This is a genomic window from Butyrivibrio sp. DSM 10294, from assembly GCF_028539135.1.
Taxonomy (GTDB): domain Bacteria; phylum Bacillota; class Clostridia; order Lachnospirales; family Lachnospiraceae; genus Butyrivibrio.
The window spans coordinates 130,829-150,294 of record NZ_JANSWL010000087.1 but is presented as its reverse complement, the minus strand read 5'-3'; the positions used below and the strand labels follow the sequence as shown (position 1 = coordinate 150,294).

Sequence of the window (19,466 nt, the reverse complement as noted above, 5' to 3'; positions counted from 1 at the left end):
TTGAAGGTGAAGCAATGAAAATTGATTACGAGTATTTATCAAGAATCAGAAGGGCGGTAGCTCTTTATACTAATAAGAAGACCTCCAATATTCTTGACGGTGATTTCCATTCCATTCACAGGGGCCGCAGCATGGAGTTTGATGACCTCAAGGAGTACAACTTCGGTGATGACGTACACGACATCGACTGGAAGTCCTCCTCAAGAATGGGCTCCATTGTAGTTAGAAGATATATGACGGACCGCCGCCACAACGTAATGTTTATCTGTGACTGCGGAGACAAGATGATGGCCGATACCGACAAGGGTCAGCCCAAGAAGGAAACAGCACTTATGCTGTTCGGAACTCTTGCTTATATCACCGGAAGAAACGGTGCGGATTATGCGCTTGCTTACCCCAAGGGAGAGAAGACAACCATCAGCATGTTCCGTTCCGGCCCGGAGCATCTAGAGAAGCTCCTGTATGACTATGAGGAGCATATTCCGGCACAGGCAGCCATTTCTCTCGACAAAGTGCTGGATGAAGTGGTGGGATCGATCAATAAGAGAATGATCATTATCATCATCACCGATTCCGCCGGAGTTGAGAGTCTTGATCCCAAGATGCTGAGGGCTATCACCAAGGATCATGATCTTCTTATTTATAATATTGAAGATGCCTGGCTTACCGGAGATCATGTATATGACACCGGGATCAGGAAATATGAGAAGTTGTTCTTATCTCACCATGCCCAGCTCCATGAGGAAGAGGCAAGGCAGAAAAGGGCAATGGTGGAAAGCTTCAATGAAATGTGCAAACAGTGCAAGATCGGCATGACCAGCATCTCACAGGAAAGCGAGATCATAGACAAGACTATAGATTTACTTGAGAGGTATAAACATGGTTACTACGGTTACTTTACAGGCACCATTTGAGTACAGTTGGTGGGTAATTCTTTTGGGAATCGTACTTCTGGCAGCTGCAGGGGTGTGCTTTTTCTTCTTTTACCGCATGCTCAAGGCATATCTTCCTGAGAGACAGAAGAAAGAAGTACCTAAGATCAAGAGGCTCTCACCCCAGGAGTTGTTTGCTCTTAAGAGAAAATATGAAGGACAGCTTCAGGGACTGCTACGAACTTATTCCGGTAATCAGATAGAAAAAAGAGAGGCATATCAGGATCTTAGTATGCTGATAAGAGAATTTGTCCGTGATGCCACAGGAATTCATGTGGAGAATTATACGGTAAAAGAGATTAAGTCTCTCGGAATCAGAAGGCTTGATATGCTTATGGATGAGTATTATGTTCCTGAGTTCGCAGAAGAGTTCAGAGCAAAGAACAAGGATTTTATAACATCTGTTAATACAGCCTTAGGAGTGATCAGAACATGGAGCTAATGTACAAACAGGCCATCGCCTTTGGAATCGTGGCACTGGCCCTGGTATTGGGACTTACGTTTTTTTTAAAAAAGAAGAAAAACGATGAATACGACACCGGAACAAGAGCAGCTAATACGCAGAAGCTCAGAAGTACGGCGCTGTATAAAAAACTGAATGAAAGATATAACATCCTTCGAGCTGTTCTTATAGCAGGAATCGTGGGTTCGATCATATCAACTCTTTTCCTTGCGGCAAGGCCCTTCAGAACAGAGGAGGTCATGAACGGAGTTAAGAAGAGAGACATCATCCTTTGCATGGATGTTTCCTATTCATTGTACGATCTGAACTATGAGATTACGGATTACTACAAGGAAGTTGTTGCAGGCCTTAAGGGTGACAGATTCGGAGTTAATATCTTCAATACTTCCACCGTTACATACGTGCCTCTTACAGATGATTACGATTACGTTATCACCAAGCTGGATGAGTTATCTGAGTACTTCACACTTCAGAAGGAGTACATGGAGAAATATGAGGACAATCCCAATTTCAGCTACATGAATCTGACAGAGGAAGAGAAAGAGCACTACGACGAGATTAGCTACAAGCTCAAATATTACAATGCAGGTACCTTGTACAATAACGTTACAAGAGGATCTTCACTTATCGGTGAGGGTCTTGGTACAGCATTATATACTTTCCCCTATCTTGATGATTCCGAGAGAACAAGAGTTATCATCATGAGCACAGACAACGAGCTGAATGCTTCAGGCGAGGAGATCATGAATCTCAAGAGTGCTTCCGAAGCCTGCGCAAAGCATAAGGTTACGGTATTCGGAATTTTCCCTTCTGAGGAAAAATTCTACGATCCCATGACCTATAACTATTCATCATGTCTTGGCGAGTTCAAGAATGCGGTAGAAAAGACAGGCGGTAAGTTCTATGTCAGGACCGAGAATCAGTCCGTATCCGAGATCGTCAAGGATATCAACAAGCAGGAAGCAATGGTGGTCAAGACGGTTATGTCCAGTCAGACAGTAGACATGCCTGAGATACCGTTTATTATTTTAATGATTTGCCTCGCCCTTGGCTGCGCGGCAGGATTGGTGTTGCAGAAATGAGTATTAGGCCTATTTTTCCGGTATTTATATTGATTATTATATTGGCAGCCCTGATGGGAGCAACTGCTTATATATTATTCAGAAACAAGAATAACCTTAAAGATAAGATCTTTTCCATGGTAAGACTTGGCATCATCTATATTCTTCTTTTTGTAATAGGACTGAGGCCGGTGACGGTCAAGACAGATTACGAATTTGCAATGAAGAATCTGGATGTAATGATCGTAGTTGATACCACCATCAGTATGTGGGCCAGGGACTACGATGGCTCCAATGAGAGGATGAAGGGAGTTGTGGCAGATATAAAGGGTATTACCAAGGCGCTGGCCGGCAGTAATTTTGCCCTTGTTACCTTTGATGACAAGGCCAAGGTATTGTCTCCCTTTACTCAGGACTTCGAATATGTCAATGATCTTGCAGATACGTTAAAGTCCCCCGACAGTATGTATGCTTCGGGAAGTGATATGTCAATTCCTTTTCATGATATGCAGGCTCTTCTTTTATCCTCTTCCAAAAAAGAGGGAAGAAAGACCATCGTATTCTTTATGAGTGACGGTGAGATCACCAATAACAAGGAGCTCATGTCCTATGCAGAGCTTGCTGAGTATATTGACGGTGGCGCTGTTCTTGGCTACGGAAGTGCAAGCGGCGGTAAGATGAAGGATGAATCCGGTTATATCTACGATTACCAGACAAGGCAGGATGCTTTGTCCAAGATAGATGAGGATAACCTTAAGAAACTTGCTGAGGATATGGGAATAGAGTATATGAACCTCAACAACGGTGCAAGCTCCCTTACAGGACTTGTACAGCTGATCAAGGATGGTTCCGCCATAGTCATAGAAAAGGGTGACGGCGCGGAAGTGTACGAGGATACCTATTACTATTATGCAATTGCACTGGCGGTTATGCTCCTCTTTGAATTATTCTTTGTGATTAGGAGGGAAAAACTGTGAATAAAAAGAAATTTCCTGTGCTTATGCCGGTTCTGGCAGTAGTTGGAACAATCTTACTTGTTCTCGGACTCTCAATGATCATAAGAGTTGGTATAAACCACAGCTTTATATCTGATTACAACAACAATGTCTATGCATCTGACAAGGAGGAGGGACTCCTTGTGATGAATGTTCCGGAGAGCTACCTGCCTTATTACAACCTTGGCAACGTGTCCTTCAAAAATGGAGATTACAACGGCGCCATCGCGTATTACAATCAGGCACTGGCACTTAATCCTCCCGGAAAAAGAGAATGCAAGGTTAGGATTAACCTGGCTCTTGCAATGGTATATTCCATCGATCTCAATCACCTTGATTCACAGGAGAAGATTGATACAGCACTTATCATTCTCTACAAGGCAAGAGATACTCTTACCACCAACGGATGGGCTGCAGACAATCCGGCAGATGCCAGGGATGCCACAGCTCAGCAGCTCAAAGAGGATATCGACAAACTTATTGAGCAGCTGGAGAACCCTCCGGAGGGCGGATCAGGCGGAAGCAGCGAACAAAATGAACCTGATTCCGGAGAATCCGGGGATCAGGGTCAGGGCCAGTCTTCCGGCGGCGATGATGCCAAGAACAAGAAAAAACTTGAGTCTCAGCAGAAGGGCGCTCTTGATGAGAAGTCCAGAGAGCAGGACGACCTTGAGAAGAGCTACGGCGGACAGAAATACGGAAGCGGCAGCAAAGAAAACAACAACGGAGAGGGCAGCGATTCAGGCTACTCCAATCCCTGGTAAATAATTCGGAACTTAAGGTGCCGGGCACAAATGACATGTGCCCGGCACCTTTTTTTCAATATATTGTGTGGTTATGTAAATTTAATGTCTTGTCAGGGTTTTCTGAGAATACAATATGATGTATAATTAACGGGAATATAAGGCGATATTTAGTAGTGTTAAATCCTGTTTTATATTCATTATTCCGATTGAACAAGATACAATATATAGTGTTTTGAACAAAGGGAAGAGTAGTACGAAAAAAGTATATTATGTTAGGAGGAGAGAAACAGTGCATATGAAGAAATTTTTGGCTGTTGCCTTAAGTGCGGCAATGATAGTTTCTTCTGCGATTCCCGGCTATGCTGCCGAGGAAAGCGCGGTAGTTCTTGAAGAAACAGTTGACGCTGCCTATGAGGCTTCATCCATGGAAAGCACAGAAGATGAGACCGCAGGCGCTGAGGCATCGGAAGATGCTACAGACTTCGAGACGGAGGAGACACCATCAGAGGCTGCAAGTGAAGCTACATCAGAGACAGCTTTGGAGGAAGAGATTGAGCTTGAGGAAATCGTACCTGAAGAGGTGGAGATCGCTGATGAGGCTGCAACATCTGATAGCGAGGCTGCTCTTGTAGAGAGCGATGAGGAGATCGCTGAGTTTTTGTCAGACGCAGAGCCTTCAGCTTGTTTCGATGTTGACGCTGACGGAACACTGATCTGGAAGGATGATACTGCTAAGGTCCCTACAACTGCGTATATTCCTGCATCTGTTAAGAAAATCACCAGCAAGTTCTTTACTGATGACAGATTCAAAGGCAAAGATACAAAAATTTTCTTCCTTGGAGATAAGGCTCAGGTAGTTATTGAAGAGCAGGCCTTTTTCAAATGTAAGAATCTTCGTAGTATTAAAGATGGCGCCGCAATCAAAAGCGTTGGTAAAGATGCTTTTATAGGATGTACCAATCTGGTATATGTTGATCTTGTAGGTGCGGAGAGAATTGAGGATAGTGCCTTTGAAGGTTGTGCAAAACTTGGAACTGCTGAGTTTGGAAAAAATCTTAAATATATTGGCGTTTCAGCTTTTGGAGAAACCGCAATTACTAAACTTGATCTGGCAGCACTTGATTTGTCGGCATTTTCTATGGGACAGGGAGCTTTCGAGAACTGTAAGAGTCTTCTGACAGTTACGCTTCCAAATACTCTTGTAGAAGTTCCTGTAGAAGCATTCAGCAATTGTACGGTACTTAACTCCGTAACTTTTGGAGATGCAAGAGGATCACTTTCTACTATTGGTAGAAGTGCATTTGAGGGATGTACCAAGCTTGTAAGCCTTGAGTTTTTCAATGTTAAGAATTATGGAAGCTCCGCTTTTGCAGGATGCTCAGGACTTAAGGCTATTACTATCGTATATGAAGGCAATGATCTGGTGATTTCCGAGAGCGCATTTCCTGCCAATCCCAAGAACTGGAAGATTGAGATGACCGGTAAATCGCCTATTGTCAAGGATTATGCCATAAGACACGAATATACCTATCATGGTGTAGAATATGCGGTTACTATAGTATATCCTACAACCAGCGACAAAGAGCTGGTAACTGTTAAGAGATATGTTAATAACAAAGAGATAAAGAATGCTGAGAAGGGTGACGATGTTAAGATTACCGTTGCTCCCAAGGAAGGTTATTCACTTAAGAAAATAACTTTTGCCACCGACAGCAAGGGGTATTATAGCATTCCTGATTTCAGTTATTTGGGAGACAAAGACAAGGTTTTAAGCTTTGAGCTGAAGGATATGCCTGATAAGGATGTTTTTGTCCTGGTTGAGATGATTGCCAATAATAAGATTAAAGACTGGATTGGCACTCCTTCAATGAAGTTTGAACATAATAATGATTATGATTTTAAGAGCACCGGAGTATCAGACAGAGTTATCATGAGCGGTAGCAAAGCCGATACGGGTGCATGGTTATGGACTTTTTCATCCAGCGCCAAGGATAAGATTGCTATAACAGAGGATGGTGTTGTTACTGTCATTGGTAAGACTGTAGATGATAAGGGTGTAACTCTTAAGGCAACTTTGAAGGCTGACACATCTGTAGTTAAAAGTATTTCAGGTATTACAGTTGATGATAGCAAAGATATAAAGAGCATTTCATTTAAGAACTTAGAAGGCAGCAAACCCAAGAATTCAAGATTTTACAGTGCGGATAATACAGAGTATAACAAATCCGGCTATGATGTTATCGAGATCAGGAATTATTTCGTTTCAACATCTGATTTGATTTTCAAAGTCAAAATTGATGCATATACCTCTAAAGATGCAGAGCAGCCTTATTTGGTAAAGTCCAATTGGACTTCGGTTGACAGCAAGATTGCATCAGTAGGTGCAGCATCTGTTTATGACAACGAGAACCGTATTGTTGTTAAGAAGGGTGCCATCGGCGAGACCATGATTACTGTCTCTGTAGCCGGCAAGAATGACAAGGGTGAGGACATAGAGCTTAAAAAGCGCTTCATTGTAAGGGTTCTTGATCCTACACCAAGACTCAGCACACCTGATATTACCGTTAACTATGCATCAAGCCTCGGAACAGAGCTGGGACTTGTAATGGTTAAGGGATATCCTGTTGATCCTAACTCACTTAAGCTGGTAGACAGCAAGAACAAGGAGTCAGGTAAGCTCCAGATAAACTACAAGGACGGCAAGTTCTATATAAGCAAGCACAACAACTATGTTAAGTTCAAGGGCGATGAAGTGTTCACAGGTGATACACAGCTGTATGTTACCGGAACCTTCGACGGGGATTCCAAGGAGATTGAATTCCCCAAGATCGCTATTACCAAGATTACCTTTACCAACAAGCCTCTGGCTCCCACACTTAAGACCAAGAACAAGATCAATCTGTTCTATAAGGGAGCTTCCGCAGGAACTGTTGAAGTAACACAGAGTATCAAAGATGCTGCGGTTATAGGCTATGAGCTGTATTCCGTTGACAAGAGCGGCAAAAAGGTTGAAGCATCTTCCGATAAGTTCAAGAAGAACTTCGACATCACCTACAACCCTGATAACAGAACCTTTACAATTTCAAGAAATGACAATGAGATACTTAAGGATGACAGCAAAAAAGCTGTTGTATCCGGCTATTTTGCAATCAGCTATGCCGGCTATTCCAATCCTGTAGTTAAGAAATTCACTGTACCCAACACTGTAACCAAGCCTGCTTATGCACTTGATGTTGCAACAACAACCAAGAACATGAGAGGCAGAGATCATGTATTTGATCTTAAGCTGGTTAAGAAGGTTAGCAAGACAGAAGTTGAGGTTCTTGACCTGGACGATTGCGAAGTTGATCTTTTATACGATTACACAACTGAGTATTCCCTCGGAGTAGAAGATGATACCATTCATCTGAGACACAACGGCTATGCAAGCAATTCCAAGGCTCAGTTCCGTGTACGCAAGCCTGAGTGGAGCGATGATCTTGTATACACCTTCACACTTAAGGCTACCAATGCACTTCCTGCAAATAAGCTGTCTGTTAAGTCAGTGACACTTAATAAGAACTATCCTGAGGAGACAGCACAGTTTGAACTGGCAGCTCTCGCAGACGGACATTATGCTTCACTTGATGTAACACCTACGGGTAAGAACGCAGCTGATATTGCAAGCTTTGAACTTGTTGGTGACAGAAAGGTAGTTGTTTCCCTGAAGGAAGGCGCCGTAACAGCAGGTACCTACAGCTTCAGCGTTACTCCTAAGGTATCCTTCGGTGGATATGATGAGCCTCTTAAGGCTGCAACCATCAAGGTTGTTGTTACAGATAAGAAGCCCGTTGTTAAGCTTAAGAGTGGTACATTTACCTTTAACTGGAATTATCCCGGCAGAGAGACTATCAGCACTACATACTCCATCACCAATCTGCCTGCAGGAACAGAGAAAACCGTTGATATTTCAGATTACACTATCACTCCTAACGGACATAACTACAAATTTGAGGATCTTGCGGAAATCAAGAGTTTCGAGGGCGGCAATATTTCAATAGCAATCAAGGATGGCTATGCGCTTATCGCAAACAAGGGCAAGACTCTTAAGTTCAAGGTGTCCGGTAAGGTAGGCGCCAACGATATGGAGTCCTTCGATCTGTCAATCAAGCTTGACAGCAAAGCTCCTTCAGTTAGTCTCAAGGCCTCCGGAACCATCAATCCTATCGACAGAACCAGCAAGGTGACCTACACAGCCACCATCAAGAACCTGATTATTGATGATCCTCAGTTTAAGCTCGTAGAGCTCGATTCTAAGGGAGTTAAGCTTCCTGATGAACAGTATCATTTTGAACTTGTTCAGGATGAGAAGAACAAGAAGATTGTTTATGTCAGAGTTAAGGACGGCAAGAGCGTAAACAGCGGTGTTAAGTATTCACTTCGTATTTCATGCACCAACGTACCTATGGCAAAAGAGTCCAAGGTAACCGTAACACCTAAGCAGGCGCTTCCTAAGATCAAGACAGATGTAACCTCCAAGACGATCTATTCACTTCAGGAGAACAGGTCCTTTGACGTTAAGGTTTCTCATGTGGTTGATAAGAACACAACTGTTATGAAACCTGCGATCCATACAATAGTATGGGCTGACGGCGTATCTGAATCAATTAAGGATGCATTTGACTACAACTATATTTACACCAGCGCAGATCGCACCAGTGCAGATCTTAGTGTTGAACTTGTCAATCCCGCAGCTGTTGTTCAGAACAAGACCTATACACTTAAGTTTGCCGTTAAATATGATGACCAGGCAGAGAACACTGCCGGCAACTACGTCACAGTCAAGGTAACTGTTAAGAAGTAATTGGTTAATAAGTAATCAGTTAGAAATAATAATTTATTCTTTTCACACAAAAAAAGAAGGAGAATGGTTAACTGCCATTCTCCTTCTTAATTATTATTTGGAAATATTTACATAAGACCTATGATCATCAGCACTTCTCGGGCTCGGGATAATCAACTCCGAAGGTCTCAACTGTAACGGTCTTCATAACCTGATTGGTAACAGGTCTGTCGTTCCAGTCTGTCTGAGTATCGGCGATTGCATTAACAACTTCCATGCCCTCGATGATCTTACCAAAAGCTGCATAGTCACCGTCAAGGTGAGGAGAAGTCTTATGCATGATAAAGAACTGTGAGCCTGCGGAATTGGGCATCATTGAACGAGCCATTGAAAGTACACCCTCGGTGTGCTTTAAGTCGTTTTTGAAGCCGTTGGATGAGAATTCACCCTTGATGCCATAGCCGGGGCCGCCCATTCCTGTTCCTTCGGGATCACCGCCCTGAAGCATGAAACCGCTGATAACACGATGGAAGATCAGTCCGTCGTAGAAATTCTTCTTAATAAGTGAAATGAAGTTATTAACTGTGTTGGGCGCGATGTCGGGATAGAGTTCAGCCTTCATTACGTCGCCGTTTGCCATAGTTATTGTAACTATAGGATTCTGTGCCATTTTAATTCCTCCTGGATAAATGATAGTATATACCTGACAGTCATCAACTGTTAGTTTATCATATTAATAGCTATAAGGAGCAAAAAAATGATGACTTGCAACGAAGTATATGTGACAGACGTCAGTATCTACAAGGATCCTGAGGTGTTCAGGTCTTTTTACGATAAAATGGACAGCATGCGTAAAGAGAAGATAGACAGACTTCATAATGACAGTGACAAATATCTGTCCCTTGGAGCGGGAGTGCTGCTTAAAAGAGCTATGTCGGAGTTTGGAATAGATGAGCCTGAGATTGAACTTGGAGCTAACGGTAAGCCTTATATTAAGGGCAGAAGCGACATCTTTTTTAACCTGTCCCATTCCGGCACATATGCCGCCATGACCGTATCTGACAGGGAAGTCGGGATTGATATTGAGAAGATTAAGAACTTCAAGGATACGCTGATCAAAAGAGTGTTTGATGAAAAAGAGATAGCTATGGTCTCACGGCTACTATCTGAAACGGAAGGCACAAAAGAGAATATTGCCGGCGCAGATGCTCTCTATACGGGGCTCTGGACAGCGAAAGAGAGCGTTATGAAGTACTTTGGCACGGGAATAAGTATGGATCCGGCGAAGATTCATCTGGAGCTTGGAAAAATTCGGGATAACTCTTCGATTAAGTCCATGACCGTATCTTCCGAAAAAGTGGACTGCAGCGGAATAACTATTCAATGCTATGAGCTGGAGGATTATCGAATATCTGTATGTAGTGAATATGATAGCTGTGGACAGGTAGTGATCATATGACAAGGGGACGGCTGTGAGTCAATGGGGGACGGTTCTAAAAGGTATAAAAACCGTCCCCCATTGACTCACAGCCGTCCCAGCCTACTCACTGCAGATGTACTGTCGGCAGATTCCACTCGAAGTGCATTGCGAGCCAACGCAAAATAACAATAGTAAAGAATCCCGCCAGTGTAGTAACGACTTCATTCGCTGTATACTTCCACAGCACAACCGTCACAATAGATCCTGCAATACATGCAATTGCGTACACATGCTTGACCAGCACATAAGGCACCTTGTCCGCAAACACATCGCGCATGATACCGCCGCCGATTCCGGTCACAACTCCGAGGAAAGCCACCAGAAACATATTGTCGGAGTAGGGCGAACTGATCCCTGTGAAGGTTCCGTCAACGGTAAAGGCCGCAAGGCCCAGTGTATCCAGCCAGAACATGGACTTGTCGTACAAAGGTGAGATACCCTTGGGCATTGGTTTTTTCAAATACAGAACCAGAAAGGCTATATTGGCCGTTATAAGTGCGATTATGGTATACATGGGATTGACGAACATGGCCGGAGGCGTGTTATTGATAATAAGGTCCCTTACCAGACCTCCGCCTGTGGCAGTCACCAGCGCCAGCAGGTTTATTCCGAATATATCCATGTCTTTTCTTGCAGCCACTACGGCTCCCGAGATGGCAAAAGCTATAATTCCCACATTTTCTATTAACATCATTATCGGTGAGTTCATATTGTACCCCGTTATCGTATTTCAAAAAAGTTTCAATTGATTTTGCCCACAAAAAGCACTACTTATCTTATTCTTAATTCTCATTTTTGTCCATAAGAAAAATCCCCGGAAAAATTGTTGCAGATTTGAAAAATAATATGTTTTTTGAGGTAAGTTTTTCACACAAAAGACACAATTTAGTCGGAAAATAATCCTTGTAATTTTTGAAATAAGGAAAGGGGATAAAACATGTTTACTACTAGACTTTACAACTTGCAGAAGAAAAATCCGAGTACCTTTGCTGTTATGCTTTCAAAAAGAGACAGAAGAAGAGTCAGCGGCTATATCAAAGATATATCCGCTATACTGTCGGAAGAAGGAGAGGATATCGCTTCCTACAATAAATTATCAAGAAAGTTGGAGGAGGGACATTTCTCCTACAGCAATAACGAGCTGAGCGTAATGAGAGCAGCCATCACACTTAACAAATATGGAGTTGCGTTATCATATTTCTTTAAGAGATATGCGCTCAAGACATACAGGTAAAGGGATGATCGGGTCACATGGAAACATGTGGCCTATTTGTTTGCCCAAAATAAAGAAGAGGACATGAAAAAAGGATCGTTCCAGACGGAACAATCCTTTCATACTAGCAGGGGAAGCAGGATTCGAACCCGCATGAACGGTTTTGGAGACCGCAATACTAGCCATTGTATGATTCCCCTATATGCAGTTGCTACCGGGCTTTTCGCACCGACGAATGTTAGTATAGCATAGTGATTTTGGATTGTAAAGAAATAATTTTACTAAGAAAACGTTTTCTTAAAAAAATATTTATGCTATACTTGGTAAGATTGCTTTGAAACCCGCTTGAATACGTTATATAATAGACTGATACAGGCGCTTATGTTTGTTTAAGGGGAAGGTATTATGTATAAAAGGAACAGGTTGATCGCAGGCCTGTGTGTGGCAGCCATGTTGGTTGGCTGCACCGGAGTTTTGCTGGAGGCAGATAAGGACAGGGAGAATAACAGGGACAGTGCGAGGGAGCAGGTCAGTGCTCCGCCGGAGAATGTTGCTCATAAGGATGAACCTGATGAGCCGGTGGAGGAACCCGCTGAGGAACCTCAGCCACTGAGGGTAATAGATGACAAGTACCGCACTACCTATGAGATTTTTGTTTATTCTTTTGCGGACAGTAACGGTGACGGCATAGGAGATCTGCAGGGAGTTATTAAGAATCTTGATTATATAAATGACGGGGACGACGAGAGTGACTTGGATCTTGGCTGTAATGCCATCTGGCTCATGCCGATAAGTCCGTCTCCTTCATATCACAAATATGACATAACAGATTATAAGAATATTGATCCGGAGTATGGTTCCATAGATGACTTCGATGATCTGGTAGCAGAGTGTCACAAGAGAGACATTGACGTATACCTTGATCTTGTCATCAATCATACTTCCAGCGAACATCCCTGGTTTCAGGAGGCCGCAGACTATCTTAAGGAGCATACGGATCCTGCGCAGATAATGGATGAGGAAGGGGCCTTTACCGAGGAGGCTCTTGAGGAATGTCCCTACCTCGAGTATTACAATTTTGGGACAGAAGCTTCTGACGGTTACGAGAGATTGAACGGCACCGAGTGGTATTATGAAGCCAGATTCTGGTCCGGAATGCCTGATCTTAATCTTGACAGCGACAAGGTCTTTGAAGAGATAGAAGGAATCACCAGGTTCTGGTCTGTGCGCGGCGTTGACGGCTACAGACTTGATGCGGTCACTTCCTATTTTACCAAGGACATTGAAAAGAATACTCAGTTCCTGACAAGGCTCAACACCATGATCAAGAGTCAGAACCCCAAGGCCTATATAGTGGGCGAGGCCTGGACTTCTGAGTCTGAGTATGCAGAGTATTATAAGAGTGGTATCGACAGCTTTTTTGCATTTAACTACGCTAATGCTGAGGGCATGATAGCGAGACTTGCCAAGAGTAAGTTAGATGCAGCAAGTTTTGCTGATGCGCTTAGTAGTAGTGAAAAGCTGCTTGGAGCAAGTAATCCCGACTATGTGGATGCGCCTTTTTACACCAATCACGACATGGCAAGAAGCGCCGGATATTACACCGGCAAGGGAGCAGACAACAGTATCAAGTTCGCAGGAGGCCTTAACCTTCTGATGGGTGGTAACGCCTTCATCTATTACGGCGAAGAGCTGGGAATGAGAGGCTCAGGCAAGGATGAGAACAAGAGAGCTCCCATGTACTGGGTAAATGAGGCTGGTTCCGGAACACTGTACGACAAGCTGTCAGCATTCATGTGCGACGGCCCCAAGGATATGGACAAAATAACCATGTCCAATCCTCCTTACTATGTACAGAAGGACGATGAATATTCCATCTACAATTATTACAAGAATGCTATCAGAATGAGGAATACCTTCCCCGTGATTGCAAGGGGAACCACTACTCCCGTTCCGGAGATAGAAAAAGAGAGACTTGGCGTCTTTATCAGGGCTGTACCTGTAGATACAGTGGACAAGGAGACTTTTGGTCCCAACAGCGTTCTTGTGGTATTCAACAATTCTTCCGAGGAGATCACTGTGGATCTGGGAAGAAGCGCGGCAGCCGTTGATTACAACAAGATAGTCTACCAGCTCAATACTTCAGCCAAGGTATCCGCCATCGACAGGACAGAACTTACCGTTGCACCCTTCGGAATAGTTATCCTGGACAAGCAGTAAATACATGGATTTTTGCACCGCATTCCCGTCATGGGTTTGCGGTGTTTTTTCGGGCAAAATATGTTATGATAGGAAACGACTGTTTTTAGTCAGTCGCAGTTTTTTGAAAAGGAAGGTGAGTTATATGCAGGACAAATTGTTAAAAAGAGATGAGGTCAAGGAGGAACTTACCTGGCGCCTCGAGGACATATATGAGAGTGAAGATAAATGGGAAGAGGATCTGAAAGCTTGTGAGAAGATCGGAGAGGAACTGGCTTCATATGCAGGTAGGCTCTCAACAAGCTCAGCAACTCTTCTTGAGTTCTTCAAGCTCTATGAGAAGAGCGAGCTTATGCAGAGCGCCATCTACGGTTACGCTCACATGAGACATGACCAGGATACTTCCAATACCAAGTACACAGGAATGTATCAGAGAGCATATTCAACACTTGTTCAGGCTTCTGAGAAGGTTGCTTTTGTTGAGCCTGAGATTCTTGAGATGTCTGATGAGACAATCGAGAAGTTCTATAAGGAGCAGTCCGAACTTGAGAATTACAGAGTTACCATCACAGAGATCAGAAGGCTTAAGGATCACATCCTCAGCAAGGAAATGGAGGAGCTTCTTGCTTCAGCAGGAGAGGTTCTCGGAGCATCTCAGAACAGCTACAGCATGCTCTCCAACGCAGATATGAAGTTCCCTGAGGTTAAGGACGGAAACGGAGAGGATGTTCAGCTCTCCGACGGAAGATTCGTTCCGATCCAGAATTCCAAGGACAGAGTTCTTCGTAAGAATGCTTTTGAGGCATATTACAGCAAATATGCAGAGTACAAGAACACCTGGGCTGCTATGTACGCAGGAGAGGTTAAGGGCCGCATTTTCAAGGCTAAGGCAAGAAAGTACGACAACATCTTTGAGGCAGCCGTTGATCACAACAACGTTTCTCCTCTTGTATGCGACAGACTCTTCGAGGCTGTACACGACAACATGGACAAGATGCACAGATACGTGAGCCTTCGTAAGAAGCTTCTTGGAGTTGACGATCTTCATATGTATGACGTATACGTATCAATGATCCCAGAGTTCGACATGAAGGTGACCTATGAGGAAGCCAAGGAGCTGTCTCTTAAGGCTCTTGCACCTCTCGGTGAGGACTATCTTGAGATCGTCAAGAAAGCATATGACGAGAGATGGATCGATGTTCCCGAGAACGAGGGAAAGAGAGGCGGAGCATACTCCAGCGGTGTTTACGGAGTTCATCCTTACATGCTTCTTAACTATAACGATACCTTAAATGATGTGTTCACACTTGTTCATGAGATGGGACATTCAATGCACACCTGGTATTCAGAGCATGCTCACAACGTATTTGACGCAGGCTACAAGATCTTCGTTGCAGAGGTTGCTTCAACTACCAACGAGATGCTTCTTTTCCATTATCTCAAGAACAACGCCAAGGATGAGAAGGAGAAGGCATTTATCATCAACCACCTTCTTGAGAGCTTCAAGTCCACAATGTTCCGTCAGACAATGTTTGAGGAGTTTGAGAGAAAATCAGGAAGAATGGCTGAGGAGGGCGAGCCTCTTACAGCAGATTCACTTTCTGAGCTGTATTACAATCTGAACCTTGAGTACTTCGGCAAGGATATGAATATGGATGATCTTATCCGTTATGAGTGGTGCAGGATTCCTCACTTCTATTACAACTTCTACGTATATCAGTATGCAACCAGCTTTGCTGCAGCAGTTGCTATTGCAAACCGCATCGTAAAGGGTGAGGCAGGTGTTGTTGAAGCTTACAAGAAGTTCCTTTCAAGCGGATGCACACAGGATCCCGTAAGCCTTCTCAAGATCGCAGGTGTTGATCTTACAACCAAGGCTCCTCTTGAGGAAGCACTGGCAGTATTCGGTGAAGCTATCGAGGAGATGGAAAGCATCAAGCTCTGATACATTAAGAGAATATTATGAAATATTTTTTACTGTATATTAAACAAACATTGCGGTTTGTGCTTAAGCCTATGTCTTTTGTACCCGCAATCATCATGATGTGTTTGATATTTATGTTTTCCGAGCAGGATGGATATGAGAGCAGCCGCCTTAGCTACGAAGTGGGAGTCAAGGTCCTCACGGTGGCCAATGACACCTTCGACAAGGGCTGGTCCGCTGAGCATATCAGCCTCCTGTCGGAAAACCTGCAGTTCTATATCAGAAAGACGGCGCATTTTACCGAGTATTTCTTACTTGCGGTATCGGTGGCCTTTCCCCTATATGTATATGGGGTCAGGGGAATATGGCTGGTGTTGTCCGCCGGGACTTTCTGTATAGGATTTGCCTGTCTTGATGAATACCATCAGTCCTTTATCGACGGCAGAAGCCCTCAGAAAAGAGATGTGTTCATCGACAGCTGCGGAGTGATTCTTGGGGTTATTGTTACCCGTATTGTGGGATGGACAGGCAGGATGACCATATTCCGGCCACTTTCCAACCACGGGGAGAAGGATAAAGAAAAGGGTAGAAAAAAGCATGTTAAAGGTGTTTCTTGCTGAGGATGAGTTCGTCATCCGAGAGGGAATCAAAAATAACATCAATTGGGGTGAACACGGCTATGAATTCTGCGGAGAGGCAGGCGATGGAGAGCTTGCCTTCTCCATGATTCAGAAACTTCAGCCGGATATTCTTATTACTGACATCAGAATGCCTTTTATGGACGGGCTGGCTCTCAGCCGTATGGTCAAGGCGGAATTCCCCGGAATAGAGATAATACTGCTCACAGGTTATGAGGATTTTGAGTATGCCAAGGAGGCTATCAGAATAGGAGTCGCATCCTATCTGTCCAAGCCCATCAGCGGCCGCAATCTCCTTACTGAGATAGACCATGTGGCAGACAAGATAATAGAAAAGAGAAAAGAGAAGGAGGCTGCCCTTCGCTATGAGCAGGATATGAAGGAGAAGGCGCAGCTGGATAAGCAGGAGTTTTTCAAGGACCTTGTCACAGGCGGAAGACCGCTTACCTATATCCTTGACAGAGCCAAGAAGCTGTCAATAAATATCCTGGCCCTTCGCTATAACATAGTTCTTGTTAAGATCTGGTCCACCAGACATGATGCCGGAGAGTATTCCGGAAGCGTTGTTAAGGTGGAGGAGAAGATAGATGAGATCGCAGCAAGATATAATGCGCTTGTATTCGATCTTAATCTTGAAGGCAAGGCTATTTTGTTCAGAGCGGATTCTGAGGAAGAGCTTAGCGGCAATATCAGCAGCGCCCTTTCTGAGATGAAGGAAGCTTTTGCTAAGTACAAGCATATAAGATATTACGGCGGCGTAGGTCAGAGCGCAGAGAGACTTACGGATATCCCGGCGGTCTTTAATTGGGCAAGCCGCGCTTTTGCCCATCAGTATCTGTCTTCTGACAGCGACTTTTTATACGGCTCGGAGGAGAAGCTTGACTTTGGCAAGGATAATGTCATCCTGTCGGAGGTGGATCCCAAGCACATTGACAGAAGGCTTATAAGGGAATTCCTTCGAAGAGGTGATGAGAGCGAGACAGAGTTTTTCATGGCGGAGTTCTTCGGAGGCATGGGCAAAAATGCCATGAAATCAACCATGCTCAGACAGTATATCGCTATGGATGTGTACTTCTGTGTGGCTGAGTTTGCCGAATCGGAGCTTAAGCTCTCAAGAAGCGAAATTGATGCTTCCATTCCTACAGCAGAGCTGATGGCCGATGAGAAGACTACCTGCGACTATCTGATCAATATCGTAAACAAGGCTATAGACCTGAGAAAAAAGACTGCGGCGGGAAGCTACCGCGATGTGGTCAATCAGGTTATTGAATACATCGAAGAGCACTATGCTGAGGATGAGCTGTCGCTTAATCAGCTGGCGGCTGTGGTGAATTTCTCACCGAATCACTTAAGCGCAGTGTTCAGACAGGAGACGGGACAGCCCTTCATCAAATATCTCACGGATTTCAGGATGGAAAAGGCCAAGGAGCTTCTTCTTTCAACCTCCAAAAGGAGCAACGAAGTGGGACTTCTTGTGGGCTATAAGGATCCGCACTATTTTTCGTTTTTGTTTAAAAAGACGCAGGGTGTCACCACAACCCAGTACAGAGGGGCAATGCATCCGGAGGAAGGTTAATGGCTAAGGCACCGGAAGGATCGGGAAAAAGAAAACAGAATAAATCAAGGCTGGCAAGCCAGATCCGTATCTCGTACCTGGTACTTCTTTTGCCCAGTATCATCTTCATGGTCTTTGCCTTCTACAATCTCCGGCTGGTGAATGAGAGATACAACAAGATGCTGAGCTCTGTTGTGGCAGCCAGTGAGTTCAGTCTGGACTTCAAGGAGGATTTCGACTACGAGACCTATCTTCTTATTGTTGGAAATGTGACTCCGGAGGAATCCAGAATACCTGAACTGTTAAGAGACGCGGGAAGAGTAGTTGACAGTCTTGAAGATTATACGGACACTCCGGACAATATCAAGAGAATTGAGAACGCCAAGAAGTATCTCAGCAACCTCTCCGGCTACATAGACAAGATAGAGGCCAATCTCGAGGACGGCAACCGGTATGAGAAGAATATGACGATCTGGGAGAATGACGTTCAGATAGTTACAGCTCTTTTACAGGAGACCGTCAACGAATATATCTATTATGAAAACAAACAGATACAGAGCGCGCAGGCAGACAACAGGGAGCTCTATCTCAACACCGCCAAGATGTCCATTGCGCTGTTTTTCATAATCCTTTTTGCTATTATCGGTGTTTCAGTTGTGGGACCCATGTGGATCACAAGACCTATAGAGGAACAGGTTATAGAGGAGCAGAAGAAGCTTCGAAAGGCTGAGTTTGAAGTACTGCAGGCCCAGATCAATCCTCACTTTCTATACAATACTCTTGATGCCATTGTATGGTCTGCGGAAGCAGGCAATCAGACTCAGGTCGTTAACATGGTGGGAAGTCTCTCTGACTTTTTCAAAGCCTCTCTTAACAAGGGCAAGGAGATTGTGTCTGTCAGGGATGAGCTTCAGCATGTCAGAAGCTATCTGGAGATTCAGCAGATCAGATATCAGGATATCTTAAGCTATGAGATCAATGTGCCGGAATCTCTGTATGACTGTTCTATTCCCAAGATCACATTGCAGCCCGTGATTGAGAATGCCCTGTACCACGGGATCAAGAACAGAAGGGCACTGGGCAAGATATCCGTTATGGGCATTGATGAGGAAAATACCATGCTCCTTAGAGTTGTGGATGATGGAATCGGCATGAGTGCTGAGAGACTATCGGAAGTCAGGAAGGCTCTGTCCGGAGACGAACCCGGAAGCGGCGCAATATACGGTCTCTACAATGTTAATGAGAGAATCAGACTTAACTACGGCGAGAACTATGGCATAACCATTGAGAGTACTCAGGGAGAGGGCACCGAAGTTATGATAAGGCTCCCGAAAATCTCAACCGGAATCGTAGAAAAATCAAACAAAATAAATAATTCATAAAAAAATCAACATATCTTCGTTGTTTATTTAATGGTGCTTTTTCTTCATATCTTTAG

The 19,466-nt window shown here is 44.1% G+C and carries 15 protein-coding genes and 1 tRNA gene; 13 read left to right on the top strand and 3 right to left on the bottom strand.

Annotated elements, in window-relative coordinates:
• Window positions 1-14 precede the first annotated feature (14 nt).
• The 6 genes from NXH67_RS14630 (at window position 15) to NXH67_RS14605 (ending at window position 9,040) form a co-directional block, all read left to right on the top strand.
• Window positions 15-914, top strand: a complete 900-nt coding sequence (locus NXH67_RS14630) for a DUF58 domain-containing protein (RefSeq protein WP_272797851.1) — start codon at window positions 15-17, stop codon at window positions 912-914.
• A complete protein-coding gene (locus NXH67_RS14625) occupies window positions 880-1,374 on the top strand; it encodes a hypothetical protein (protein WP_155830752.1) in 495 nt (164 codons plus the stop codon). Before NXH67_RS14630 ends, NXH67_RS14625 begins: the two co-directional genes overlap by 35 nt.
• Window positions 1,365-2,477, top strand: coding sequence for a vWA domain-containing protein (locus tag NXH67_RS14620; RefSeq protein WP_022777887.1), 1,113 nt, complete (start codon window positions 1,365-1,367; stop codon window positions 2,475-2,477). The genes NXH67_RS14625 and NXH67_RS14620 overlap by 10 nt, the downstream gene beginning before the upstream one ends.
• A 29-nt stretch (window positions 2,478-2,506) precedes the next feature.
• The gene (locus tag NXH67_RS14615) at window positions 2,507-3,433 is read left to right on the top strand and encodes a vWA domain-containing protein (protein WP_196804952.1); all 927 of its coding nucleotides are present in this window, start codon (window positions 2,507-2,509) and stop codon (window positions 3,431-3,433) included.
• Complete coding sequence (locus NXH67_RS14610; RefSeq protein ID WP_272797850.1) at window positions 3,430-4,215, top strand: tetratricopeptide repeat protein; 786 nt, start codon at window positions 3,430-3,432, stop codon at window positions 4,213-4,215. Before NXH67_RS14615 ends, NXH67_RS14610 begins: the two co-directional genes overlap by 4 nt.
• 277 nt (window positions 4,216-4,492) lie before the next feature.
• Window positions 4,493-9,040 (top strand): leucine-rich repeat domain-containing protein, encoded by a 4,548-nt coding sequence (locus tag NXH67_RS14605; RefSeq protein WP_272797849.1) that lies wholly within the window; start codon window positions 4,493-4,495, stop codon window positions 9,038-9,040.
• 127 nt (window positions 9,041-9,167) lie between these two features.
• Here the strand turns inward: NXH67_RS14605 and NXH67_RS14600 are convergent, their stop codons facing one another.
• Window positions 9,168-9,689 (bottom strand): peptidylprolyl isomerase, encoded by a 522-nt coding sequence (locus NXH67_RS14600; RefSeq protein ID WP_022777883.1) that lies wholly within the window; start codon window positions 9,687-9,689, stop codon window positions 9,168-9,170.
• Between the two features lie 87 nt (window positions 9,690-9,776).
• On the opposite strand from NXH67_RS14600, the gene NXH67_RS14595 reads away from it, so the two are divergent.
• A complete protein-coding gene (locus NXH67_RS14595) occupies window positions 9,777-10,478 on the top strand; it encodes a 4'-phosphopantetheinyl transferase family protein (protein ID WP_272797848.1) in 702 nt (233 codons plus the stop codon).
• 85 nt (window positions 10,479-10,563) lie between these two features.
• Here the strand turns inward: NXH67_RS14595 and NXH67_RS14590 are convergent, their stop codons facing one another.
• Window positions 10,564-11,193, bottom strand: a complete 630-nt coding sequence (locus NXH67_RS14590; RefSeq protein ID WP_272797847.1) for a trimeric intracellular cation channel family protein — start codon at window positions 11,191-11,193, stop codon at window positions 10,564-10,566.
• A gap of 243 nt (window positions 11,194-11,436) precedes the next feature.
• On the opposite strand from NXH67_RS14590, the gene NXH67_RS14585 reads away from it, so the two are divergent.
• Window positions 11,437-11,733, top strand: a complete 297-nt coding sequence (locus tag NXH67_RS14585; protein ID WP_022777880.1) for a hypothetical protein — start codon at window positions 11,437-11,439, stop codon at window positions 11,731-11,733.
• A gap of 107 nt (window positions 11,734-11,840) precedes the next feature.
• On the opposite strand, the gene NXH67_RS14580 is transcribed toward NXH67_RS14585, so the two are convergent.
• Window positions 11,841-11,912, bottom strand: a tRNA-Trp gene (locus tag NXH67_RS14580).
• Window positions 11,913-12,117: 205 nt separating this feature from the next.
• On the opposite strand from NXH67_RS14580, the gene NXH67_RS14575 reads away from it, so the two are divergent.
• From NXH67_RS14575 to NXH67_RS14555, 5 genes are all read left to right on the top strand, one after another.
• On the top strand, window positions 12,118-13,932 hold the full coding sequence (locus tag NXH67_RS14575; RefSeq protein WP_272797846.1) for an alpha-amylase family glycosyl hydrolase: 1,815 nt from the start codon (window positions 12,118-12,120) through the stop codon (window positions 13,930-13,932).
• A gap of 124 nt (window positions 13,933-14,056) precedes the next feature.
• Window positions 14,057-15,856, top strand: coding sequence for an oligoendopeptidase F (pepF, locus tag NXH67_RS14570; RefSeq protein ID WP_022777878.1), 1,800 nt, complete (start codon window positions 14,057-14,059; stop codon window positions 15,854-15,856).
• 113 nt (window positions 15,857-15,969) lie between these two features.
• Window positions 15,970-16,455, top strand: a complete 486-nt coding sequence (locus NXH67_RS14565) for a VanZ family protein (protein ID WP_442870189.1) — start codon at window positions 15,970-15,972, stop codon at window positions 16,453-16,455.
• The gene (locus NXH67_RS14560; RefSeq protein WP_272797845.1) at window positions 16,433-18,049 is read left to right on the top strand and encodes a response regulator transcription factor; all 1,617 of its coding nucleotides are present in this window, start codon (window positions 16,433-16,435) and stop codon (window positions 18,047-18,049) included. Before NXH67_RS14565 ends, NXH67_RS14560 begins: the two co-directional genes overlap by 23 nt.
• Complete coding sequence (locus tag NXH67_RS14555) at window positions 18,049-19,410, top strand: sensor histidine kinase (RefSeq protein WP_272797844.1); 1,362 nt, start codon at window positions 18,049-18,051, stop codon at window positions 19,408-19,410. The genes NXH67_RS14560 and NXH67_RS14555 overlap by 1 nt, the downstream gene beginning before the upstream one ends.
• Window positions 19,411-19,466: the final 56 nt, after the last annotated feature.